The organism is Shewanella sp. KJ2020 (assembly GCF_024197625.1).
Lineage (GTDB): Bacteria > Pseudomonadota > Gammaproteobacteria > Enterobacterales > Shewanellaceae > Shewanella.
This window is the reverse complement of sequence record NZ_JAKUKD010000007.1, coordinates 1-22,498: the sequence shown is the minus strand read 5'-3', so window position 1 is coordinate 22,498 and position 22,498 is coordinate 1. Positions and strand designations below refer to the sequence as shown.

At 45.4% G+C, this 22,498-nt stretch carries 19 protein-coding genes and 8 tRNA genes; 18 read left to right on the top strand and 9 right to left on the bottom strand.

What is annotated here, in order from left to right:
• Positions 1 to 375 precede the first annotated feature (375 nt).
• From MJO46_RS04030 to MJO46_RS04015, 4 genes are all read left to right on the top strand, one after another.
• Positions 376 to 642 carry a DUF4212 domain-containing protein gene (locus tag MJO46_RS04030; protein WP_253988219.1) on the top strand — a complete coding sequence of 89 codons (267 nt, stop codon included), beginning with the start codon at positions 376 to 378 and terminating at the stop codon, positions 640 to 642.
• An 11-nt stretch (positions 643 to 653) separates the two neighbouring features.
• The gene (locus MJO46_RS04025) at positions 654 to 2,390 is read left to right on the top strand and encodes a sodium:solute symporter family protein (RefSeq protein WP_253988218.1); all 1,737 of its coding nucleotides are present in this window, start codon (positions 654 to 656) and stop codon (positions 2,388 to 2,390) included.
• Positions 2,391 to 2,532: 142 nt separating this feature from the next.
• Positions 2,533 to 4,380 (top strand): DUF294 nucleotidyltransferase-like domain-containing protein, encoded by a 1,848-nt coding sequence (locus MJO46_RS04020; protein WP_253988217.1) that lies wholly within the window; start codon positions 2,533 to 2,535, stop codon positions 4,378 to 4,380.
• On the top strand, positions 4,381 to 5,067 hold the full coding sequence (locus MJO46_RS04015) for an exonuclease domain-containing protein (RefSeq protein ID WP_253988216.1): 687 nt from the start codon (positions 4,381 to 4,383) through the stop codon (positions 5,065 to 5,067).
• Positions 5,068 to 5,221: 154 nt separating this feature from the next.
• On the opposite strand, the gene MJO46_RS04010 is transcribed toward MJO46_RS04015, so the two are convergent.
• The 7 genes from MJO46_RS04010 to MJO46_RS03980 all read right to left on the bottom strand — a co-directional run bounded on the left by MJO46_RS04010 (position 5,222) and on the right by MJO46_RS03980 (position 8,514).
• Positions 5,222 to 6,118 (bottom strand): hypothetical protein, encoded by an 897-nt coding sequence (locus MJO46_RS04010; RefSeq protein ID WP_253988215.1) that lies wholly within the window; start codon positions 6,116 to 6,118, stop codon positions 5,222 to 5,224.
• Between the two features lie 11 nt (positions 6,119 to 6,129).
• Complete coding sequence (locus tag MJO46_RS04005) at positions 6,130 to 6,888, bottom strand: hypothetical protein (RefSeq protein WP_198780310.1); 759 nt, start codon at positions 6,886 to 6,888, stop codon at positions 6,130 to 6,132.
• Complete coding sequence (locus MJO46_RS04000; protein ID WP_253988214.1) at positions 6,888 to 7,412, bottom strand: hypothetical protein; 525 nt, start codon at positions 7,410 to 7,412, stop codon at positions 6,888 to 6,890. The genes MJO46_RS04005 and MJO46_RS04000 overlap by 1 nt, the downstream gene beginning before the upstream one ends.
• Positions 7,413 to 7,436: 24 nt before the next feature.
• Positions 7,437 to 7,721, bottom strand: coding sequence for a DnaJ family molecular chaperone (locus MJO46_RS03995; RefSeq protein ID WP_007649137.1), 285 nt, complete (start codon positions 7,719 to 7,721; stop codon positions 7,437 to 7,439).
• 291 nt (positions 7,722 to 8,012) lie between these two features.
• Positions 8,013 to 8,089, bottom strand: a tRNA-Met gene (locus tag MJO46_RS03990).
• Between the two features lie 239 nt (positions 8,090 to 8,328).
• A tRNA-Met gene (locus tag MJO46_RS03985) sits at positions 8,329 to 8,405 on the bottom strand.
• Positions 8,406 to 8,437: 32 nt separating this feature from the next.
• Positions 8,438 to 8,514: transfer RNA gene (locus tag MJO46_RS03980), tRNA-Met, on the bottom strand.
• A 257-nt stretch (positions 8,515 to 8,771) separates the two neighbouring features.
• Here MJO46_RS03980 and rlmKL point away from each other — a divergent pair.
• From rlmKL to rmf, 5 genes are all read left to right on the top strand, one after another.
• Positions 8,772 to 10,913: a bifunctional 23S rRNA (guanine(2069)-N(7))-methyltransferase RlmK/23S rRNA (guanine(2445)-N(2))-methyltransferase RlmL gene (gene rlmKL / locus MJO46_RS03975; RefSeq protein WP_253988213.1), complete on the top strand. Its 2,142-nt coding sequence runs from the start codon at positions 8,772 to 8,774 to the stop codon at positions 10,911 to 10,913.
• Positions 10,906 to 11,166 carry a glutaredoxin family protein gene (locus MJO46_RS03970; protein ID WP_253988212.1) on the top strand — a complete coding sequence of 87 codons (261 nt, stop codon included), beginning with the start codon at positions 10,906 to 10,908 and terminating at the stop codon, positions 11,164 to 11,166. The genes rlmKL and MJO46_RS03970 overlap by 8 nt, the downstream gene beginning before the upstream one ends.
• Before the next feature lies 1 nt (position 11,167).
• Positions 11,168 to 13,093, top strand: coding sequence for an ABC transporter ATP-binding protein (locus MJO46_RS03965; protein WP_253988211.1), 1,926 nt, complete (start codon positions 11,168 to 11,170; stop codon positions 13,091 to 13,093).
• A 28-nt stretch (positions 13,094 to 13,121) separates the two neighbouring features.
• Positions 13,122 to 14,948, top strand: coding sequence for a DUF3466 family protein (locus tag MJO46_RS03960; RefSeq protein WP_253988210.1), 1,827 nt, complete (start codon positions 13,122 to 13,124; stop codon positions 14,946 to 14,948).
• 188 nt (positions 14,949 to 15,136) lie between these two features.
• Positions 15,137 to 15,313 carry a ribosome modulation factor gene (rmf, locus tag MJO46_RS03955; RefSeq protein WP_006082074.1) on the top strand — a complete coding sequence of 59 codons (177 nt, stop codon included), beginning with the start codon at positions 15,137 to 15,139 and terminating at the stop codon, positions 15,311 to 15,313.
• 100 nt (positions 15,314 to 15,413) lie between these two features.
• Here rmf and fabA read toward each other — a convergent pair whose 3' ends face one another.
• A complete protein-coding gene (gene fabA, locus MJO46_RS03950) occupies positions 15,414 to 15,929 on the bottom strand; it encodes a bifunctional 3-hydroxydecanoyl-ACP dehydratase/trans-2-decenoyl-ACP isomerase (RefSeq protein ID WP_253988209.1) in 516 nt (171 codons plus the stop codon).
• 74 nt (positions 15,930 to 16,003) lie between these two features.
• The gene (locus tag MJO46_RS03945; protein ID WP_253988208.1) at positions 16,004 to 17,737 is read right to left on the bottom strand and encodes an AAA family ATPase; all 1,734 of its coding nucleotides are present in this window, start codon (positions 17,735 to 17,737) and stop codon (positions 16,004 to 16,006) included.
• Positions 17,738 to 17,958: 221 nt separating this feature from the next.
• Here MJO46_RS03945 and MJO46_RS03940 point away from each other — a divergent pair.
• The 9 genes from MJO46_RS03940 to MJO46_RS03900 all read left to right on the top strand — a co-directional run.
• Positions 17,959 to 18,049, top strand: a tRNA-Ser gene (locus MJO46_RS03940).
• Positions 18,050 to 18,491: 442 nt separating this feature from the next.
• Positions 18,492 to 19,136: a UvrY/SirA/GacA family response regulator transcription factor gene (gene uvrY / locus MJO46_RS03935; RefSeq protein WP_253988207.1), complete on the top strand. Its 645-nt coding sequence runs from the start codon at positions 18,492 to 18,494 to the stop codon at positions 19,134 to 19,136.
• A 66-nt stretch (positions 19,137 to 19,202) separates the two neighbouring features.
• Positions 19,203 to 21,032, top strand: coding sequence for an excinuclease ABC subunit UvrC (uvrC, locus tag MJO46_RS03930; protein ID WP_253988206.1), 1,830 nt, complete (start codon positions 19,203 to 19,205; stop codon positions 21,030 to 21,032).
• 47 nt (positions 21,033 to 21,079) lie between these two features.
• Positions 21,080 to 21,628: a CDP-diacylglycerol--glycerol-3-phosphate 3-phosphatidyltransferase gene (gene pgsA / locus MJO46_RS03925; RefSeq protein WP_198780299.1), complete on the top strand. Its 549-nt coding sequence runs from the start codon at positions 21,080 to 21,082 to the stop codon at positions 21,626 to 21,628.
• Between the two features lie 164 nt (positions 21,629 to 21,792).
• A tRNA-Gly gene (locus tag MJO46_RS03920) sits at positions 21,793 to 21,868 on the top strand.
• A 21-nt stretch (positions 21,869 to 21,889) separates the two neighbouring features.
• Positions 21,890 to 21,963 (top strand) — tRNA-Cys (locus tag MJO46_RS03915).
• Positions 21,964 to 22,010: 47 nt separating this feature from the next.
• Positions 22,011 to 22,097 (top strand) — tRNA-Leu (locus tag MJO46_RS03910).
• A 130-nt stretch (positions 22,098 to 22,227) separates the two neighbouring features.
• Positions 22,228 to 22,314: transfer RNA gene (locus MJO46_RS03905), tRNA-Leu, on the top strand.
• A 99-nt stretch (positions 22,315 to 22,413) separates the two neighbouring features.
• Positions 22,414 to 22,498 (top strand): valyl-tRNA synthetase (locus tag MJO46_RS03900; RefSeq protein ID WP_242325992.1); only part of this gene is annotated, 85 nt, incomplete at its 3' end.

The window sequence follows — 22,498 nt, the reverse complement described above, 5'->3', positions numbered from 1 at the left end:
ATGCAATACGGGAGTGGGGTGCCTGTGTGGCTCCCGAAGGGCGGGTTTCAACGCGCTTTATACTGCGTTTAAGGCTTTCGACAGAGCACCACTAGGCCTTCAAGCCTTCGCCTTGTCTAAAGTGCGTTGAACTCCCGCTGAATGAACAGATATTTAATACGATTGGTATTATCTGTACGACATTGGTCTAACCTGCGAAAAAATCACCACCATCCTTAAAGTGTAATTTTATTGTTAAACCATTGATTTTAATCATTATTTTTATTATTTAATTGTGAGTCTATTCACAAATTAGACTAAGGTCTTGATTGTGGTCACCTCAGCTGTTGCTAGATTAAACATGACTTAATAATAAAACAGCACAGGGGAGTCGCTATGGGTTTTGAAAACAACGATAAAGCAAAAGGCTATTGGCGCAAGAATTTACGTCTCGTTCTTGGCTTATTAGCTATTTGGGCCGCAGTGTCATTTGGATGCGGCATTCTATTGGTTGATGTACTCAATGAAATCCATTTCATGGGATTTAAATTAGGCTTCTGGTTTGCACAACAGGGATCTATGTATGTATTCGTTGTGCTTATTTTTGTCTATGCGGCAAAAGCCAACGCCTTAGATAAAAAATATAACGTACAAGAAGACTAAGGAGAATTGAAATGGGTGTTCAAGGATTAACGTATCTTATCGTAGGGCTGTCGTTTGCGCTCTATATCGGGATTGCAATTTGGTCACGGGCAGGCTCTACCAAAGAGTTTTATGTTGCTGGTGGCGGTGTGCATCCTGTGGTTAACGGTATGGCGACGGCGGCGGACTGGATGTCGGCGGCGTCATTTATTTCTCTGGCGGGTATTGTGTCTTTCGTTGGGTACGACGGCAGTGTGTACTTGATGGGCTGGACTGGCGGTTATGTTCTATTAGCCCTGTGTATGGCGCCATATTTACGAAAGTTTGGTAAGTTTACTGTGCCTGATTTTGTGGGTGAGCGTTATTACTCGCAGGCGGCGCGAACCGTTGCGGTGATTTGTGCCATCTTCATTTGCTTTACTTACATCGCAGGGCAAATGCGCGGTGTGGGGGTGGTGTTCTCTCGCTTCTTAGAAGTTGAAGTCGATACCGGTGTGTATATTGGTATGGCTGTGGTGTTCTTCTACGCTGTATTAGGCGGCATGAAAGGAATTACCTACACTCAGGTTGCCCAATACTGCGTGTTGATTTTCGCCTTTATGGTGCCGGCTATCTTCCTGTCTGTGATGATGACGGGTCATATTATTCCTCAAATTGGTTTCGGTGCCGAGCTTATCGATGCTGCGGGTAATAATACTGGGGTATATCTATTAGAAAAGCTTAACAATCTGTCGACTGAACTGGGATTCGCACCCTATACCGATGGCTCTAAGAGCATGATCGACGTGTTCTGTATTACTGGCGCCTTAATGGTCGGTACTGCAGGTTTACCCCATGTTATCGTGCGTTTCTTCACTGTACCTAAGGTAAAAGATGCGCGTATAACTGCGGGTTGGTCATTAGTATTTATCGCGATTATGTATACTACTGTACCTGCGTTAGCGGCATTCTCTCGCGTAAACATGATCGAAACCATCAACGGTCCAGATCAAAAAGGCGTAGCCTATGAGACTGCACCCGATTGGATCAAAAACTGGGAAAAAACTGGTCTTATCAAGTGGGATGATAAAAACGGCGACGGCAAAATCTATTATGCTAAAGGCAAAATGGAAGATGCGGCTAGCCCTAACGAAATGAAAATCGATAACGATATCATCGTATTAGCAACGCCTGAAATCGCTAATCTGCCAGCTTGGGTGATTGCTTTGGTCGCCGCTGGTGGTTTAGCTGCAGCTCTATCGACTTCTGCGGGCTTATTGTTGGTGATTTCAACCTCGGTTTCACACGATCTGCTTAAAAAGAACCTAATGCCAGATATCTCTGACAAGAAGGAACTGATGTTTGCAAGGCTTGCGGCCGGAATCGGGATTGTGATTGCGGGTTACTTTGGGGTGAATCCTCCAGGCTTTGTGGCGGCGGTAGTGGCCTTTGCCTTCGGCCTTGCGGCATCGTCACTGTTCCCTGCAATTATCATGGGTATCTTCTCTAAAACCATGAACAAAGAAGGTGCGATTGCCGGTATGTTAACGGGATTACTGTTCACCTCTGGTTATATCATCTACTTTAAGTTTGTTGATCCAACGGCTAACGTGCCTGCAAACTGGTTCCTCGGTATTTCACCAGAGGGTATTGGTATGGTGGGTATGGTGGTTAACTTTGCAGTTGCTGCGCTAGTGAGTAAAGTGACCTCTGCTACACCACAACATGTACAGGAAATGGTTGAGTCTATCCGTTTCCCTAAAGGCTCTGGCGAAGCAAGCGGTCACTAGTTAGTCTGTATTATCATCGAGTTGAAAAGAGCGCTTAGGCGCTCTTTTTGTCTTTATTGGTTCACTGACTTTAGTCGAATATGGTGTAGGATTATTGCAGGTTATAGTGAAGATAAACCCACCTAAAAATAAGGTGTTGCCAATGAATGCCAGCGAATTGCAGCCCGTTGTGCAATTTTTAAAATCCATTGTTCCCTTTGAAACATTAGCCGATGAAACTGTTTTACGTTGTGCTAAGGCGGTCACCGTTGGGTATTACAGTAAAGCTTCTCGTTATGTCACCTTTGATGCTAATGCGCCTAAATTATACATAGTTCGCAGCGGTGCCTTTGAGGTGCGCGATCCCGAAGGGGTGCTGGTGGATAGGGTCGGTGAGGGCGAATTCTTTGGTTTTTCAACCCTGTTATCGGGTGAGAAAGTCGTCAATAAAGTCGCTATCCTAGAGGATGGTTTGGTTTACCATTTGCCCCAGACTTTGTTTGATCAATTGAGGGGCGACAACCGCAATTTTGATAAGTTTTTTACCCGTGCCTTTGCAAAGCGTTTGCGCCATGAGGCGCGTTTTAAGGCGAAAGATCTGACGACCACAAGCCGTATCAGTACCTTAATGTCACCCGACCCCATTATGATCGATGCCCATGCCAGTGTGACCCAAGCCGCGCTGTTGATGCGTAATGCCCGCGTATCCTCGCTTTTAGTCATAGATAATCACAAGTTAGTTGGTATTTTAACCGATAAGGATTTGCGTAATCGTGTGTTGGCCGCTGGACTCGATGGCCATTTAGCCGTTCATCAAGCTATGACAGTATCACCCATTTCTATTTCATCTAATGCATTGATTTTTGAAGCAATGCTGCTAATGAGTGAGCATAACATTCACCATTTACCCATTATTGATGAGGGGAAAGCCATTGGCATGGTCACGAGCACAGATATTTTACGTGGTCAGGGCTCACAACCTTTGCTGTTGATTGGTGAAATAGAACGTCAACTGGATCTGCCAAGCCTCATCAATGTGAGCAAGCAAATCCCCTTGTTATTGCAAAATTTAATCAGCGCCGATGCACGAGCCGAAGAAATTGGCCGGGTGTTAACTTCGGTTACCGATGCCCTGACACGGCGCTTAATTGTACTCAATCAGCAATTGCTGGGTGAGCCCCCGATGGCATTTTGTTGGTTAGCCTTTGGCTCTCAGGGCAGACAGGATCAAGCGGCATGTTCCGATCAAGATAACGGTCTGTTAGTCGCTGAAGAAATGGATGATTACGCTAAGGGATATTTCGATGCACTCACCCATGCCGTGTGTGCCGGGCTTGATCAATGTGGCTATGTTTTTTGCCCCGGTAATATTATGGCGCAAAATCCACAGTGGCGAATGTCACTGCAACAATGGCAGCAGGTCTTTGAAAAATGGGTGATCACCCCAGAACCCAAGGCGCTGATGCACGCCAGTATCTTTTTCGATATGCGCTCAGTGTACGGTCCGCAAACCCTATTCGATGCCCTGCAGGATAAAGTGTTAGCCCAAACCCGCGATAACGATATATTTCTGGCGGGGATGGCGGGTAACTCACTGATTGAGTCTCCGCCCCTAGGCTTCTTTCGCAAGTTTGTGCTCGAGCGTGATGGGAGCGAAGTTAAAGGTATTGATTTAAAACATAAAGGTAATGCTTTAATCAATGATATTGCCCGTGTCTATGCGTTATCCGCAGGCATTAAAGAAGTGAATACGGCTAAACGCATTCGTGCCTTAATGGAGGCGAATATTCTGAATCGCAAGGATGCACTGAATTTGGCCGATGCCCATGAGTTTATCGCTCATATGCGTTTAGCTAATCAAGGTTACCAACATACCCAGGGGCAGCCCCTGAGCAATTATTTATTACCCGCGCATTTGTCTTCATTAGTGCGTCACCAATTAAGGGATGCCTTTAAGGTGGTGCACGATGCTCAGTCAGGGATGAAAATGAAGTTTATGCGGAGCTTTTAAATGGGCAGTTTGAGGGTAAAGGCCAAGCTCAAATGGCGCATCCTACGCAGTCAGCATCGGCTATTTAAAGATTATTACCAATCCTTAATGCCCTTACTGGATATGCCCTTGTCCGAAGCGCCACTGATGGCAATGGATTTGGAGATGACGGGGCTCGATCCCGTGCGCGATCAAATTTTGAGTATTGGTCTTGTGCCTATTGAACATGGGGCTATTCCACTGGCGGGTGCGGAGCAGAAATTGGTGCAAATTCGTGGCAGTGTCGGTCAGAGTGCCACTATTCATGGCATTCTCGATAATCATTTAGTCCAAGCTGTCAGTATTGAAGAAGCCATGGCGTGGTTTCTTAGCCGCACCCGTGGCAGGGTTCTCGTTGCACACCATGCACCTTTAGATTGCCGCTTTCTACAACAGGATATGCTCGCTATTTATCATCAGCCTGTGATGTTACCGACAATTGATACCCTTTTGGTTGAAAGGTTGCGTTTGCTGCGGGAGCATTCTGTCATCAAAGAAGGTAGCTTGCGCCTTGGGGCCTGCCGTGAACGCTATGGCTTACCTGTATACTCTGCCCACAGTGCGCTGACAGATGCATTGGCCTGCGCAGAGTTGCTATTGGCTCAAATCGCGGCAATGGGGGGCGCAAGGAAGCTTAACGTTGTTGATCTACTTGAAAAATCCTTCTGATATTTCAAGTTCTTTTCGCTTTTCTAGGTACATGCCGGTTTTCTAAATACCTGTTGAATTATTCAAAATAAAAGTGACGCTTAAATAACGCATTGGCGATAAAAGGAGTACTGGGTTTATCGAGCCCTGTACTCCAAGTTAAAAACCGCCAAGATTAAAACACGATATACAGCGGCCAGCCTAGGAGGCCGACAAGACCTTCCTTGTGCTCGAATCGCTCTAGACGTTCTGGGGAAGCGCCATCGAGTAAGAGCTCGCGGTAGCTTTTCGCAAAGTTTAGGGTGCGAAGTAGGGCAGGGGTAAAGTTTTTACCGAGATCTTTGCTGATGGTTTCAGCTAATTCTGCGGGTAGCTCAGCTAGCGCCTTTTGGGTTTGAAGCTCAATATGCTCAAGGGTAAACCATTCATCTAACAGTGTTACTTTGGCTATTCGCTTTTTCAAATCCTGCCTGACTTTCGCATTATCAAACAACATTCTGTATAACACTGCTTCGGCTAATACGCTTTCAAGGTTAAGAAAGTCCAAGGGATCGTACTGAGTTTGCACATAAAACTGCGCCATTAAGGCGGCGATCGACTGTTGATGCTGGTATTCGACTAATGCCTCTTGGTAGGCATGAAACCCCTGCCATTCTTCTGCATCTGGAGGGCTAGAGACTTGCTCAAGGAGGAATTTGTCAACATCTCCATAGAGCGACTTTCCGTTGGCGAGCTTATGCTTGCTCACCGTGCTCAGCATACTCCATCCCTTTTGGAAGCATTTAACAACACCGTCGGCCGTTGTCAGTAGACGTATAGCTTGTTGTTGATCTTGATGGGAAAGTTCCATTAAACCTAGACTTACGACACCAATCACATCGTGGGCCGCTTGTTCTAGCAAGTGCATTTTATACTTGTTATAGAACTTGTCGGCCAGTTTGAGACTCATCAAAATGGCTTTGGATTTGATTTGTGACAGCTGTTCACCGCTCAGCGATTCGTCTGCTTGGCCTTGGATCAATACCTTACTCAGGTATGGTCCCTGATCTACATCACGCAGTACCAGTTGCATCAAAAGATTCCTTAATCCAAAAAGCTAAACATATCATCTACTTCAGCGTACTCATCCGCCACTTGGTTTTTCTCTTTGGCTTGGATCACGAGTTCATTGACGAACTTGCTAATGATGATTTCCCAGCCTGAGCTTTCGTTGCGCAGCAGATTTTTGATGGCTTTTTCGACATCGGGTGCCAGCTCGTGGATAAGCGCCATCAGACTGCGGGGATCATCTATGCTCAAACTGTGGGCTTCTTCACTCTTAGAGCGACTATCGTAGCCGACGGTGTCGGTGTCTTCTTCGTCATCATAGAGATCGGTAAAGCCATCATCGTCTTGGTGTTGTTCGCCCAACATCATTTCGATAAAGGGGATAGACAGGTAGAAGAGGCCTGCAGGATCGTCGGCAATGCATTCTAAAATGGCGGTTTGTTTTTCTTCGCTATCTTGAATGCGGATTAAATAGGTTAAAAAATCAAAGGTATGCTGTATGAGTTCTTCAGCGTTGTTTTTAATTTTTTCTTCCCAGTACAAAGGTTGCTGACACACTATGTCGCGGATTTGCTCTGGGGTCATCAGTTCAGACATGATTGAAGGGCAGGATATATCATGGTGACTATTAATTTGAGTCAGCGTGACTATATCCATCTGTTCAATGACTTCAACCAATTGCTCATCACTCATAGTGGTGGCGATGAGTTCGAAACGTTTGCTCGCTTGTTTGGGCTCTACGTCTGCCAGTTCTTTTATTTCGGCAACGGTTATCTCAATGAGACTAGTGTTCATTAGCGGTCCTCATCATCATAGTGATCGTAGTAGCCATCTTCCTCTTCACCTTCATCGTCGTCATCGGAATGACCGACATAGTCGTTGTCATCATCTTCATCGTCTTCACTATGCTTAGGTGCAGGTGCTGCTTTACCTTGAGTTTCAAGTAAATACAAAACAGCGCAGCTTTCAATAAGCAAATCTTCTGAATAGGCTCGTACGGCCAATACTAATGGCAGATCGGCATTATTAAAGCCAATGGTGACCTTAAACTCATCCCATTCGGGTTGGGTGGCCGTATTGATCCAATGGGCCCATTTCAACTTGGCATCGGCAGGAAACTTTACTCGACCGTAGAGCGCAACGGGGAGATATTCAGGCACTGAATCCAACATTTTTGGATCGGCTTGTAATACCTTTCTGATTTGACTCGTAAATTGTTCTAATGCCTTGGGAGTATCGGGGTCATCATAGGACTCGATATTGTCGTAGGCATTATTTTTTAGCTCATTAATGCGTGAGATATTCAGTTTTTTGGCCATGTGGCATTACTCTACATTAAACGTTCAAGGGTAAAATTGATCCCATAGCTCGCGCATGGCACCAGCGGGATCTGTCACTATCACGTTATTGAAATCTTTGATAAACGCATTTCTAAGCTTGGGGTCTGATAGCACTTCATAGGCTTTTTTAACGCGTTCGAGTTGCTGTGATGCTTGTTCCTTTTCCTCTTCAGAGGCACCTAACAACTTATCTGGATGGTATTTATTTGAGAGTCGTCGATAGGCTTTTTTAATGTCGTCTTCTTTGGCGCTGGGTTTGATGCCGAGCACACTAAAGTGGTTAATCATACTTGTACCTGCAGGCGATGGATCTGATATCGCAAGATAAAAAGGGTTTAAATCTGATTATCTTAAATTTTGTGGAATTATGATTAGTCAGCGCTGGATCATAGCAGAAATGCTTATGGGGCGGCAAACACCTGAGTGGCTATTTGTAGACTGTTCGCAGGCTTACTGGCGCTTTTGAAATAAACGGATTTATGGGAGCCATTTGGTCTACTTGAGGAGAGTCAGCGGTATTGCAAATTTTAGCTACAAAAAAACCAGCCTATGCTGGTTATGTTCTCTTTATCAAGAGATTGGTTGCGGGAGCTGGATTTGAACCAACGACCTTCGGGTTATGAGCCCGACGAGCTACCATGCTGCTCCATCCCGCGTCCGATATCTATCTGTATTGCCGTACTATTTTTACACTAAATTAATTACGAGAGTAGGGGTTGAATAACGACCTTCGCCCGTTGTTTATAAAGAGTTGAGCCCGGCGAGCGGTTTCTATTTATAAACCTACATATCAGATTGGTTGCGGGAGCTGGATTTGAACCAACGACCTTCGCCTGTTGTTTATAAAGAGTTGAGCCAGACAAGCTGTTTCTATTTATAAACCTATATATCAGATTGGTTGCGGGAGCTGGATTTGAACCAACGACCTTCGGGTTATGAGCCCGACGAGCTACCATGCTGCTCCATCCCGCGTCCGATATCTATCTGTAAACTATGCTTTAAATTGGTTGCGGGAGCTGGATTTGAACCAACGACCTTCGGGTTATGAGCCCGACGAGCTACCATGCTGCTCCATCCCGCGTCCGTCTTCAAAGCGGGGCAGACTATAACGGCAGCGAGAGGGCAATGCAAGGACGAATCTTAAAAAGTAGGGTGAATGCTCAAATATAAAGCGTAGTGCCGGGGTTTTAGGCGATCTTAGGGCCAGCCTAGTGTTTTGTTCAGTGAGCAGGCACGAAATCGACTGACAAATTCTGGCTTTGGCTAATAACTGTTTATCTTTTATCTATTCGAGCAGGTATAATGTCGCTTTGATTTTGACTGCGTACTGATTATCCCATGCTTAATTTTTTTGCCGCTGCCCCTAAGGGCTTTGAATATAGCTTAGCCCAAGAACTGACTGAATTTGGTGCGACTGAGATTAAAGAAAGTGTTGCCGGTGTGTATTTCACCGCGCCTTTAGCCTTAGCGTACCGCATTACTTTATGGACTCGTTTAGCCAGCCGGATTGTATTGGTTATCTATAAAGGCAGCTGTGAGTCGGCAGAGCAACTGTATAATGCCGCTTATTGTATTGATTGGCCTGCACATTTTTCTAATAAAAGCACTTTTAGTATCGATTTTCATGGTACGGGCGGCTTTATCAACAATACTCAGTTTGGCGCACTGAAAATTAAAGATGCGATAGTCGATAGGTTCCGTGACGATGGCGATGAGCGCCCTAATGTCTCTCGCACCGATGCGGATTTTAAAGTCGATGCGCATTTCCGTAATGGTGTGATTACCATTGCGATGAATTTTTCCGGCCCATCGCTGCACCAACGGGGCTACCGTTCCACCACAGGTGAAGCGCCTTTAAAAGAAAACCTTGCCGCGAATATGTTAGTGCGAAGTGGCTGGCAGGCTGCGCCTACTACCTTACTCGATCCCTTTTGCGGTAGTGGTACAGTGTTGATTGAAGCGGCATTGATGGCGGCGGATATTGCTCCTGGGTTGCAGCGCAGTCGTTTTGGATTTGAACATTGGCGTCGCCACGATAAAACCCTGTGGCAAGAGATTGTTGCCGAAGCCAAGGCCCGCGCTTCCTTAGGGGTTAAGCGCTGCGAGATTAAATTTTATGGTTCGGATATTGATTCGCGCCTCGTTGCACTGGCTAAACGCAATGCCGAAAATGCCGGCGTGCTGGAGCTGATTGAGTTTAAGGTCGCTAATGCCCTTAATATTGAGCCGCCTGCGGCAGAAGGCTATCTCATCACCAACCCGCCCTATGGCGAGCGTTTAGGTAATGTCTCTGAACTTTTGCAACTTTATTACCAACTTGGCGATAAATTTAAAAAAGAATTCGGCGGTTGGAAAGTTGCCATGCTCTGTAGTGATATCGAGCTAGTCTCGTCGCTTAAGTTGAAAGCCGATAAACAAATGAAGATGTTTAACGGTGCCCTCGAGTGTGCCTTTAACATTTATACCTTGCATGCAACCAGTACACGTCGTGATGCGCCGGTGTTGCCTGAAGGGGTCGATATTGCCGATATCGCGCCCGCCTTTGCGAACCGCATCAAGAAAAATGCGAAGCAGTTAGAGAAGTGGGCGAACAAAGAAGGCATTGATAGTTATCGTATTTATGATGCCGATATTCCTGAATATAACGTCGCAGTCGATAAATATTTAGACTATGTGATTGTGCAGGAATATATGGCGCCAGCGACCATTCCTGAGGCTGTGACCAAGCGTCGTTTAAGTGATGTGCTGTTGGCGTTACCCGCAGCGATTGGGATTAATCCTAACAAAATCATCATGAAAACCCGTGAGCGTCAGAAGGGCACTAATCAATATCAAAAGCTCGATGAGCGTAAATTAGAACTTATCACCACTGAGTATGGCGCTAAGTTTAAGTTGAACTTAACGGGTTATTTAGATACGGGTTTATTCCTTGACCATAGATTGACTCGTCGTCTCGTTGGTCAAAAAGCAAAGGGTCGCAGGGTGTTGAACCTATTTTCCTATACGGGTTCTGCGTCGGTGCATGCGGCGCTCGGTGGGGCAAAGTCTGTCACCACGGTCGATATGTCAAATACTTATATTGCATGGGCAAAGGAAAACTTTGCACTTAATGGATTACAAGGTAAGCAATATGAATTTGTGCAAGCGGATTGCTTACAGTGGATCCGCGATTGTACTCTCGATAAAAAAGTGCAGTATGATTTGATTTTTATCGATCCTCCGACCTTTTCTAACTCAAAAAGAATGGAAGATTCCTTCGATGTGCAACGGGATCATGTCAATTTACTCGGCGCCTTGGTGAAACTCTTAAGCCCAACGGGGGAGTTAGTGTTCTCCAACAATAAACGTAAGTTTAAGATGGACATAGAAACACTCACTAAGATGAATATCACAGTGAAAAACATCGATGACATCACCTTGCCGATGGACTACAAGCGTAATCCCCATATCCACAATACTTGGTTAATTACCCATGCCTGAATTGTCACTAGACCCTATGTCTGAACCGCAGCAGGTTTATGTGCTATACCACACAGAAGGATGCCATCTGTGTGAATTAGCCGCCGAACTGCTCGCCAAGGCGGGGATTGCATTTCAAGCTATCGATATTTGCGATGATGAAACATTAGCGGAGCGTTATGGTGTGTCGATCCCAGTAGTGAAAGCATGGGATGGACGCTGCCTATTTTGGCCATTTAACGCAACACAATTACAAGATTTTTTAGGAGCTTAGTTTGAGTCTGGTTCGTATCAATAATGGCTCTTTAGCCTATGGTTACACGCCGCTACTGCAGAATGCGGATTTTACAATTGAACGCGGTGAGCGAGTGTGTATTGTTGGGCGCAATGGTGCTGGCAAGTCGAGCTTATTGAAGATTTTAGACCGTGAGGTGCTGCTGGATGAAGGTGAATTTAACATTGATGGTAATGTGACTGTTAGCCGTTTACAGCAAGATCCGCCTAAAGCCGAGCAAGGGACTGTTTATGCCTATATTGCCGCCGGCCTTAAGGAAGTGGGCGAGGCGCTTGAGCGTTATCACCAGTTGTCACACGATGTCGCCCATGCCTCCCCTGAAATGATGGATCGCATGCTCAATGAAATGCAGAGCCTGCAGGAAACCTTAGACCATTACAATGGCTGGCAATTAGATTCGCGCATCCAACAAAATTGCGAACTGTTAGGCTTAGATCCAGATAAATCCTTAAGTGAACTATCCGGTGGTTGGCAACGTAAGGTGGCATTGGCCCGCGCACTGGTGAGTGAGCCTGATCTATTGCTGCTCGATGAACCCACTAACCACTTAGACATTGATACCATTGAGTGGTTAGAAAAATTTCTACTCGATTATCAAGGTGCCATCGTTTTTATTAGCCATGACAGGGGTTTTATTGCCCGTATGGCGACTCGAATCGTGGACTTAGACCGCGGTGTTGTTACCTCGTGGCCGGGTAATTATCAAGCTTACCTTGATGGTAAGCAGGAATGGCTACGGGTCGAAGCGGATAAAAATGCATTATTTGACAAACGCCTAGCCGATGAGGAAGTGTGGATCCGTCAAGGGGTGAAGGCCAGACGTACTCGAAATGAGGGTCGAGTGCGTGCACTCAAGGCATTGCGTCAAGAACGCAGCGAGCGTTTAAATCGTCAGGGTAACGCCAAAATGGCGGTGGCTGATACCGAGCGTTCTGGTAAGTTAGTATTTGATGTTAAAGACTTAAATTATAATTTACCCGATAAAAATCTGGTTAAGAACTTTAATACTACGGTGATCCGTGGTGACCGTATCGCCCTAATTGGTCCAAACGGTTGTGGTAAATCAACACTGATTAAGTTGTTGATTGAAAAGCTACAACCCCAGTCTGGCGAAGTTAAAGTCGGCACTAAGTTAGAAATTGCCTACTTTGACCAATACCGTGAAGCTTTAGATCCTGAGCAAACCGTTGAAGATAACGTCGGCGAAGGTAAAAAAACCATTACGATCAATGGCCAAGATCGCCATATCTTAAGCTATTTACAGGATTTTTTATTCTCGCCTATGCGAGCGAGAACGCCGGTAAAAGCCCTTTCCGGTGGTGAGAAAAACCGTTTATTGCTGGCTAAATTATTGATCCGCCCTGCAAACCTTATCATTCTCGACGAACCGACAAACGATCTTGATATCGAGACCCTAGAATTGCTAGAGTCGCTGCTAACCGAATATCAGGGCACATTGTTATTGGTCAGCCATGATAGGGCGTTTATCGATAACACTGTCACAAGTAGCTGGTGGTATGCCGGTAACGGCCACTGGAGTGAATATGTGGGTGGCTACCAGGATGCGGTCGATCAGGGAGCAAAGTTTTATTCAGAGGAACCTAGTTCATTAAAGACGGTCGAAGCTCCAGCGACACCCGCTAAAGCGGTGGAAGTCAAGACGGCCGAACCTGTTAAAGCAGTGAAAAAACTGTCTTACAAGTTACAACGTGAATTAGAATCGTTGCCCAATGTGATGGAACAGTTAGAGGAAGATATACTTGCACTGCAAACCACTATCGGCAATCCCGATTTTTACAGTCAGGCGCAAGATAAAGTCAATCTGGTATTAAGCCAGTTGGCGGATAAAGAAAAGCAATTGGAAGTTTGCTTCGAGCGATGGGAAGAGCTTGAGTCACTGAAGTAAACCAATAATAAAAATGGGAATAGAATTAATGAAGTTAAAGTTGGATAACGCCCTGTCCTTGGTTGCCTTAGGTGTCCTTGGCGTATTGAATAGTGCCCATGCCGCACCAGTCTATGAAATTGTTAATATTGACAATTATGACCTGAAAGGCACGCTCGAAGGAACGCGTAACGGTTATGCTTTAGGCGTCAATGCAAATGATGAGTTAGTCGGCATATCAAAGGGTAAGAAAAAGCTTAGCACCTCTGATGTCGAAGATGGCGTGATTGATGTTGAAGATGGTATCGCACCTGAAGAAAGCATCACTTATTCTATTACAGAGCCAATTATTGCCAATAACTTTGCTTTTATTGCCGCCCAAAATGGCGCTGAGGGTGCATGGTTACCGACTTTTGACAGTATCAGTGGAACAACCCCCCCCAGTGATACCACAGTGATAAACTCAGTCGATAGTTTTTACTATGGTATCAATGATGCGGGGGTCAAAGTCGGAAGTATGACTTCTCCGGAAAAGAAAACTGAAAATACTGCAACCACAGAGGTTACAGATGATTATTGGTATTACCGTGACTTTGAATTCCGTGGTGTGGTGAAAACGGGTGACTCTGAAATTCCATTACCACCACCTTATACTCAATATGTGAAAGACGATAAAACTGTTGAATTAGGCGGTTGGTCTGCTGCTTCGGCCGTTAACAACAATAATCTTGTTGTGGGTTATGCGAGCACCGATATCAGCAAATATGGTGGCGATCGTGTTACTTATTGCCTCAGTTCGGATAATACCTTGCCGTTAGATGTGTGTGTGCAGCGTGAGCAATATCCAAATAAAAGCGGCACACGTAATATCCAATATCAGACCCGCGCCTATGTATGGCAAATCGATAACGGTGTCGCCACTGGCACGACGTTACCTTTAGGGCTCACGCCTGCAAGCGGTAGTACGTTAACTTTCACCGCCCAAGCCCTAGGAGTGAATGATAATGGTGTTGTCGTTGGGCGCTCGCATGTTTACCGCAACAACAATACCGATAAACTGCGCCAGGACGCCGCCTATTGGTCTAAAGATGCCGACGGTAACTATCAATACCACTGGATTAAAATGGGTGATTCTATCTCGAATTCGATTGCCTATGATATTAACGACAATGGTATTGTGGTAGGTAGCTATCGCAGTTATATCCAAGGATATTTACGCGATAAATTCTTTTATTTTGATATAAATACCCCTGATGTTGGCTATGTCACTCCGAATGATTTTGCAACAAAACTAACGGACCTTTCGAGTAAGCCTAGGGATATCAATAATAAAGGCCAAGTCGTTGGTTATATTGAAACGACCTATGATAAAGAAAAGCCTCGCCCTAAGGCAGGCTTTCTCTATGAGAAATCTACGGGCGAATTTAGCAATTTAAATACTTTACTCACCTGCGAATCGAAAGGTTATGAGAAAGGTAGTGATGGTAATTGGACTCGTCATCCAGTTGAAGTGCAAGACGGTTCAGGTAAGGTTTTGACCTATAAGAGCGATATCTTGGTCGTAGAGGCATCGAGTATTAATGAAGATGGCACTATTGTCGGAACCGCTTTTATTCGTAAGCCGTCATACCAGTTTGATGATAAGGGAAATGTGGTTGTTGGTGAAAATGGCTTACCCCTATTTGAATTGAGCGGTAATGGCGACCCTGTGACAGCTTATATTCCACGTATGGTTGTGCTGAAGCCAACTACCAATGGAGAGGCTTGTACCGTAAACGATAGTACAGAGACGGGTAACTATGAGCGTAAGGGCGCCGCGTCTTTGGCTTGGTTACTTGCCTTACCACTGATTTGGTTCCGTCGTCGCAAAGGCTAGTTTTTAAGATTGAATTCAGACTCAAAAATCGAGGCAAAAATGCCTCGATTTTTTTTAACTAAGATCTCAATAGTTTAATAAATAGTCGATATAATGAGCGATTTTTTTGATTGATCTTAGGGTAAAAAAGCACTATTCCTATGGGTGAAGCTTTTGCTTCTATTTTATGTAGAACAGAGGACGCTTGCATGAAAAGACAAAAACGAGATCGTTTAGATAGAGCTTTTTCCAAAGGATTCCAAGCTGGTGTAGGTGGGCGCTCGAAGGAGCTCTGTCCTTATGCAAATCTTGATTCGCGATCGCAGTGGTTGGGCGGTTGGCGTGAAGGTGTGGATGGCCGAGTTAATGGGTTATTTAACAAATGATGAGCCTTTGCTCAACAAGTTAAATAACCCGGAATACACAGAGTAATGCAGCACAATTGCCCTCAGATGAGGGCAATTTTGTGTTAAGAGTTCGAGGTAATTAGAACGTGGAAGTATCGCTAAATACGCCGACTTTAAGATCGGTTGCACTGTAGATTTGACGACCATCGACTTCGAGGGTGGCATCGGCAATACCCATCACCAGTTTACGGTGGATAGTACGCTTGATATTGAGCTTGTAAGTGACTTTTTTCGCCCCTGGTAATACTTGGCCGGTAAACTTGACCTCACCCACGCCAAGGGCACGACCTTTACCTTCTGCGCCTTCCCAACCTAAATAAAAACCGACCAGTTGCCACATGGCATCTAAGCCTAAGCAGCCGGGCATCACAGGATCGCTAATAAAATGGCAGTCAAAGAACCATAATTCTGGATTAATATCGAGTTCAGCAACAATTTCGCCTTTACCAAACTCACCACCATTATCGTTAATGGTGACGATCCTATCGATCATCAGCATGTTATCGACGGGGAGGCGAGGGGAGTTTGGACCAAATAATGTCCCATGGCCACAGGCGATGAGTTCTTCTTTATTGAAACTGTTTGCTTTATTCATTGTTTTACTACTCCAGCAATAAGAGTCGCCAAGATTAGCGAACACGTGTAAGCTAAACAACTCCGATCAGCTAATTAGCGACGAAATAATCCTAATTTTGCGAGCAATCGCGCCATTAGGCCAATTTCCTCTTCACCATTACCTGCAAGTTTATCGAGTCTTTCCTGCACTAAACCATATAAAGAATCGTGAGGGAAATCATTGTCTTCATCGGCAACGCCTGCGGGCATCTGCATTAATAGCTCAACCGCTTGATCCATATGTTCGACAGCATAGATATGGAATAACCCTTTGCCTACAGCTGTAATCACTTTAGGGGCTAAGTTAAGCTGTAACACATTCGATTTGGGCATAATCACGCCCTGTTCACCCGTTAAACCTCGGCGCTCACATAAATTAAAGAATCCTTCAATCTTCTCATTAATACCGCCGATAGCCTGCACATTACCAAACTGATCGAGTGCGCCTGTTATCGCTAGTGACTGAATAATCGGCTGTTCGGCAATGGCTGACATAAGGCAACAATATTCGGCGAGTGATGCACTGTCACCGTCAATTTCCTGATAGGACTGTTCAAAAACGATATTGGCATTGAGGTGCAGTGGCGCGTCACGGCCAAAGATACGATACAAACAGGCCGATAGGATCATCATCCCTTTGGCGTGAATATTGCCGCCAAGTTCAGATTTTCTTTCAATATCTGCCACTTCCCCATCACCGTAATGAACAGATGCAGTAATTCGGGCGGGTTCACCGTAGCTGTAATCAATGGCATCGATAACCGTTAATCCATTGATTTGTCCTACCATAGCACCGGTTGTTGGCAGATTTATGAAATTATCATCGAAACTTTGGCCCGAGAATTCTTCGGAGCTATTGTGGCGGTAATTCGCTTGGATAAGAGCATGTTCAATGCTGCTGGCATTAATACTAGGCTTACCACTGTAGGCTTTAGCCTGTGCCATCAATTGAGCAAACTCGAGCATAGACAAACTTAAGCGATGTTGATGTTCCGTCAGGCGCGCACTGTAACGGAACAGGGGCGCGAGACTAGATTGCTCTAAACTCACCTCAACACTGTGGGCGATAGCCTGTAACCAAGCGGCGTACTGGGATTCTTTATAACGAGTGAGATCCATTTCACTTGCTAGTTCCGCTAATAGAGTGAAATGGCGTTGAAATTGCCAATCCTCTGAACGTACTTGGCTGTATATCATCCCCGCGCCAACGAGTACGATTTTACAGTTCAATGGAATAGGGCTTAAAGTGCTGCTGATTTGATATTCTTTTTGCGTGAGGATTTGCATGACTAAATCCCATAAACTCTCACGCTTCCATAGGGACTCGGCACAGATAAAGAGGGTATGGCATTGGGCCAAGGCTCCTGCTTGATATTGACTAGAGTTCCCCGATTGTACCATTCGTCCAAGCAGATCCACGCGACGGATATTGCCACTCAGGTATCGATACTGAGTGCTTTTTTCTGCAATACAGCCCTGCTCCCCTAGTGGTTGTTCATTCTGCCATTGAAACTTAATGCTCTTATCTATTGGCCTAGTCGCCACAAGATAAGCGGGCGCTTGTGGCGCTAAGGTTTCCATCAAGGCTTGTATTATTAAATGACGGTCAATCCCTGGGAAATCGGCAAGATAAAGTTGTTGATCTTTGATGGCATTGTTTAGCTTAAAGGCATCAAGGGCACGTTCTTGGCCTAAGAGTAAGGCGCTTAAATTGACAGCCGATTGAGATAGGGTGGGGAGGCTAAATTCAGGTGCGAGTGACGATGTCGATATCAAGAGTGAATTCATATAAGCATTTACCGTAAGAAGTTAGCGTGATTTTACCATACCCGAACCACAAGTCTCTCACTGTATAGGTGTTTTTACGCGCGTTTGCCCTCTAATTGAGAAAAATTAGTTTGAATTCCGCCCGAAAAAACACCGTGCTGAACATAAGATGAGCATTCGATTCGATATTCGAAAATTGAGGTTTACAATACATAACGATACTTATATTATTTGCGGCGTTCGGAGGGGTGGCAGAGTGGTTTAATGCACCGGTCTTGAAAACCGGCGTGGGTTTATAGCCCACCCAGGGTTCAAATCCCTGCTCCTCCGCCATATTTCACGGAAAAGGCTATCAGCAATGATAGCCTTTTTTGTTTAAGGAATTTGAACCCCGGGTTCCTCATTCGAAACACTGCTCCTCCGCCATATTAAGTCAAAAAGCCGCTAAGTAATTAGCGGCTTTTTGCATTCAAGCCGTTTGAACCCTTGGGGTGCTCATTCGAAGCGCAGCGCCTGCACCATACGAGTTATGCCAAACCCTTGTTATTGGCGCGATTGTGGGATTGGATGCTGTATATTGCTGCCTTTTTAAACGCTTTTTATTGGGGAGGCATTCTGTAATCGTTCCTTTAAATATCATCTAGTTAACAATATTCATTTTATGCTTTGCGAAACGGGGTTGTTGGGCTAAATTAGCCCTATAAACTCGTAATCCGTTTGCTGTATTGCTTTTATAGTGTGCGGCTCGGACGGGAAAGATAAAAGGTGGGTTAAGTTGATATCGATATATTTAGTTGACGATCATGAGCTTGTGCGAACTGGGATCCGCCGTATCTTGGAAGATGAGCGTGGGCTCAAAGTAGTGGGGGAGGCCCCGGATGGCGAGACTGCGGTGCAGTGGGCTCGTCAAAACGAAGCCGATGTGATCTTGATGGACATGAATATGCCCGGAATGGGGGGGCTCGAAGCCACGCGTAAAATTTTACGTTATCAACCCCATGCAAGAATTATAGTGTTAACTGTGCACACCGAAGATCCTTTCCCAAGCAAGGTGATGCAGGCGGGAGCTTCGGGTTATTTAACCAAGGGAGCAACACCGCCTGAGGTATTGCAAGCCATACGTCAGGTTTCCCGCGGGCAACGTTATTTATCCCCTGAAATTGCCCAGCAAATGGCGCTGAGCCAGTTTAATCCCGCCGATGACAACCCATTTAAGGCCTTATCTGAGCGTGAGCTGCAGATCATGCTGATGATCACTAATGGTGAGAAAGTGAATGATATTTCTGAGCAGCTCAACCTAAGCCCTAAAACGGTTAACAGCTATCGTTACCGTTTATTTGCTAAGCTTGGGATCAGTGGTGATGTTGAGCTGACACGTTTAGCTATTCGCTACAAAATGTTGGATGCGGGTCATTTCTAATCCTAGGGTATGTTCGTTTTTGATGTTGATATCTTGTCTGCCTATTGAAAGACGTGGGTGTGAATAATGTCGAGTGTGTTTAACGCCCAAAGTTTTCTACGCACGGTTTCATCTTCCGCCGGGGTTTATCGCATGTATGACGTCAAAGGTGACGTCATTTATGTGGGGAAAGCCAAGGACCTTAAAAAACGGCTTTCATCGTATTTTCGTAAAAATTTAGGCAATATTAAGACCCAAGCCTTAGTCTCACATATTCACCATATTGATGTGACACTGACCCACAGTGAAACCGATGCGCTGCTGCTTGAAAATGATTACATCAAGCAATACATGCCTAAATACAATGTGTTGTTGCGTGATGATAAATCTTATCCCTACATTTTATTGAGTCAACACGAACACCCAAGGCTTGCCTATCACCGCGGCCCGCAGCGGGAAAAAGGCCATTATTTTGGCCCTTACCCCAATGGCGGCGCGGTACGTGAAAGCCTGCATTTAATGCAGAAACTCTTCCCCATTCGCCAATGCGACGACCTTTATTACAAATCCCGCTCACGACCCTGTTTGCAGTATCAGCTTTCTCGCTGCAGCGCGCCCTGTGTGGGTAAAGTCAGCAATGCCGACTACGATGAGCAAGTAAAACTCGCCAGCCTGTTTTTAAAGGGCAAAGATCAGCAAGTGATCAGCGCCTTAGTGGTTAAGATGGAACAAGCGGCCGAGCAGCAGGAATATGAGCAGGCGGCACGCTTTCGCGATCAAATTATGGCGCTGCGTAAGGTCGCCGAGCAGCAGGAAGTATCGAACAATAAAGGCGATATGGACGTGATTGGCGTGCACTATGCGTCGGGTATCGCCTGTTTCCATTTGTTATTTATCCGCGAGGGTAAAATCTTTGGTAGTCGCAGTTATTATCCTTCTGTGCCAGCCGAAACGGATATGGATGAAGTGCTGCGATCCTTTATTCTGCAGTTTTACTTAAATGCAGATATACAGCGTACAATTCCAAAGGAAGTCGTCATCAGCCACAACTTTGAAGAGTTGCACGAGCTGGAAGCGGCAGTCTCTACGGCACTGGATAAAAAATTTGCAATCAAGACCAATGTGCGCGCCGATAGGGCCAGCTTCCTACGTCTGGCTGTGACCAATGCGAGCAATGCCGTTACCACGCGTTTATCTCATAAGAATACGGTCGAGCAGCGCTTTGTATTATTAGAAGAAATTTTAGAATTGAACGCGCCTATCCAACGGATGGAATGTTTTGATATCAGCCATACCATGGGGGAAAGTACTGTTGCCTCCTGCGTAGTGTTCAATCGAGAAGGGCCACATAAAGGTGAGTATCGGCGCTTTAATATCGAGGGTATCACTCCGGGTGATGATTATGCCGCGATGAAACAAGCCATTAGTCGTCGTTTCGATAAGATTGAGGCGGGCGGTAAAATCCCTGACATTTTGTTTATCGATGGTGGACTCGGGCAGTTGCGTATTGCCCAGAAGGTCGTTGACGAAAAGTTTATCCATTTAGATAAAGCGCCACAGTTGGTTGGGGTTGCAAAGGGCGAAGGGCGTAAACCTGGGCTCGAAACCTTAATTTTAGGGGATACAGAAACCAGCTTCTCCCTCGAGGGCGATTCGCCAGCGTTGCACCTTATCCAGCATATTCGCGATGAATCACATCGATTTGCCATCACAGGGCATAGAAACCGCCGCCAGAAAACCCGCAATACATCAACACTGGAATCGATTCCTGGTATTGGTCCTAAACGCCGTAAAGCTTTGTTACAGCATTTAGGTGGTTTGCAGGAAGTGAAAGGGGCAAGTGTGGCGGAATTAGTCAAAGTACCAGGGATCAGCATAGAAATGGCACAAACCATTCATGATGCATTGCGAGGGTGATAAAATTAAGGCAAGATTGGCGCTGCTTTTGACTAACTGGTTTGATCATGCCGTTTAACTTACCCATAGCATTAACTCTTTTCAGGCTTTTTTTACTGCCCATTTTCGTGGTGCTGTTTTATTTACCCTATAGTTGGACACCTTTTGTTGCCGCATTTGTGTTTTGGCTGGCGGCGTTAACGGATGCATTAGACGGTTATGCGGCCCGTAAACTGAAGCAACTGACCCGTTTTGGCGCATTCCTCGATCCCGTTGCCGATAAATTGATGGTGATCACCGCGCTTGTTTTATTAGTGGACCAATATGCCAATGTTTGGCTTACTCTTCCCGCCCTCTTTATGATTGGTCGCGAAATTGTCATTTCAGCCCTGCGTGAGTGGATGGCCGAATTAGGTAAGCGCGGTACGGTTGCCGTATCTTGGATCGGTAAATATAAGACTGCGGCGCAGATGGTGGCGATTATTGGCCTGATTTGGCAATACAATCCGCTGATGATCCAAGCCGCATTTGTGCTCTTATATATCGCTGCGGTATTAACCTTCTGGTCAATGATGAGTTACATTTTAGCTGCTTGGAAAGATCTGACGGCGGAATAGCACAATAAAAAATCAAAGAGATTATTTAGTGCGCAAGCAGTAAGTTATCGATAAAACAGCGGTTGACACAGCATCGCAAATCGGTAGAATGCCACCCCGTAGACGAGAGACGAAGTGAAAACAAAATCTTAACTCTGCGTGATATAACATTATATCAGTTGAAGGCGACATTAGCTCAGTTGGTAGAGCGATACCTTGCCAAGGTATAGGTCATCGGTTCGAACCCGATATGTCGCTCCAATCTTAATAGGTTGGAAAAATGGCGCGATGGCAGAATGGCTATGCTGCGGATTGCAAATCCGTCGATCTCGGTTCGACTCCGGGTCGCGCCTCCATATTAAGGTATTAATGACACGATTCCCGTTGTTAATATAAAGAGTTTGCCCGAGTGGTGGAATCGGTAGACACAAGGGATTTAAAATCCCTCGCTGGTAACAGCGTGCCAGTTCAAGTCTGGCCTCGGGTACCATTATTATGATGGTGACAGCTCAAAGCGAGCTGAAGCGTTAAACTTCGAAGCTTAAGTATTTTAAAACTTAAGTATAAAATCGAAGCAAAGAGTTAAATATCAACAGCAAAGCTTGCGATATACAGAGTTTGCCCGAGTGGTGGAATCGGTAGACACAAGGGATTTAAAATCCCTCGCTGGTAACAGCGTGCCAGTTCAAGTCTGGCCTCGGGTACCATTATTCTTTATGAATAGTAAATAAGCCTCGACATTAGTCGGGGCTTTTTTACATCTGATGTCCCGTCCTGAAATACGTTGACATAAAGAGGACTTCTTTATGACAACATCAATTAACTCAAGCCGTAAGCGCACACAACGAGATTACACCTTAGCCTTTAAATTAGGCGTTGTAGAGCGTGTTG

Bases quoted from the DNA above. Each gene is read 5' to 3' on its own strand.
- MJO46_RS04030 (WP_253988219.1), top strand. From the start codon at position 376: ATGGGTTTTGAAAACAACGATAAAGCAAAAGGCTATTGGCGCAAGAAT.
- MJO46_RS04025 (WP_253988218.1), top strand. From the start codon at position 654: ATGGGTGTTCAAGGATTAACGTATCTTATCGTAGGGCTGTCGTTTGCG.
- MJO46_RS04020 (WP_253988217.1), top strand. From the start codon at position 2,533: ATGAATGCCAGCGAATTGCAGCCCGTTGTGCAATTTTTAAAATCCATT.
- MJO46_RS04015 (WP_253988216.1), top strand. From the start codon at position 4,381: ATGGGCAGTTTGAGGGTAAAGGCCAAGCTCAAATGGCGCATCCTACGC.
- MJO46_RS04010 (WP_253988215.1), bottom strand. From the start codon at position 6,118: ATGCAACTGGTACTGCGTGATGTAGATCAGGGACCATACCTGAGTAAG.
- MJO46_RS04005 (WP_198780310.1), bottom strand. From the start codon at position 6,888: ATGAACACTAGTCTCATTGAGATAACCGTTGCCGAAATAAAAGAACTG.
- MJO46_RS04000 (WP_253988214.1), bottom strand. From the start codon at position 7,412: ATGGCCAAAAAACTGAATATCTCACGCATTAATGAGCTAAAAAATAAT.
- MJO46_RS03995 (WP_007649137.1), bottom strand. From the start codon at position 7,721: ATGATTAACCACTTTAGTGTGCTCGGCATCAAACCCAGCGCCAAAGAA.
- rlmKL (WP_253988213.1), top strand. From the start codon at position 8,772: ATGCTTAATTTTTTTGCCGCTGCCCCTAAGGGCTTTGAATATAGCTTA.
- MJO46_RS03970 (WP_253988212.1), top strand. From the start codon at position 10,906: ATGCCTGAATTGTCACTAGACCCTATGTCTGAACCGCAGCAGGTTTAT.
- MJO46_RS03960 (WP_253988210.1), top strand. From the start codon at position 13,122: ATGAAGTTAAAGTTGGATAACGCCCTGTCCTTGGTTGCCTTAGGTGTC.
- rmf (WP_006082074.1), top strand. From the start codon at position 15,137: ATGAAAAGACAAAAACGAGATCGTTTAGATAGAGCTTTTTCCAAAGGA.
- fabA (WP_253988209.1), bottom strand. From the start codon at position 15,929: ATGAATAAAGCAAACAGTTTCAATAAAGAAGAACTCATCGCCTGTGGC.
- MJO46_RS03945 (WP_253988208.1), bottom strand. From the start codon at position 17,737: ATGAATTCACTCTTGATATCGACATCGTCACTCGCACCTGAATTTAGC.
- uvrC (WP_253988206.1), top strand. From the start codon at position 19,203: ATGTCGAGTGTGTTTAACGCCCAAAGTTTTCTACGCACGGTTTCATCT.
- pgsA (WP_198780299.1), top strand. From the start codon at position 21,080: ATGCCGTTTAACTTACCCATAGCATTAACTCTTTTCAGGCTTTTTTTA.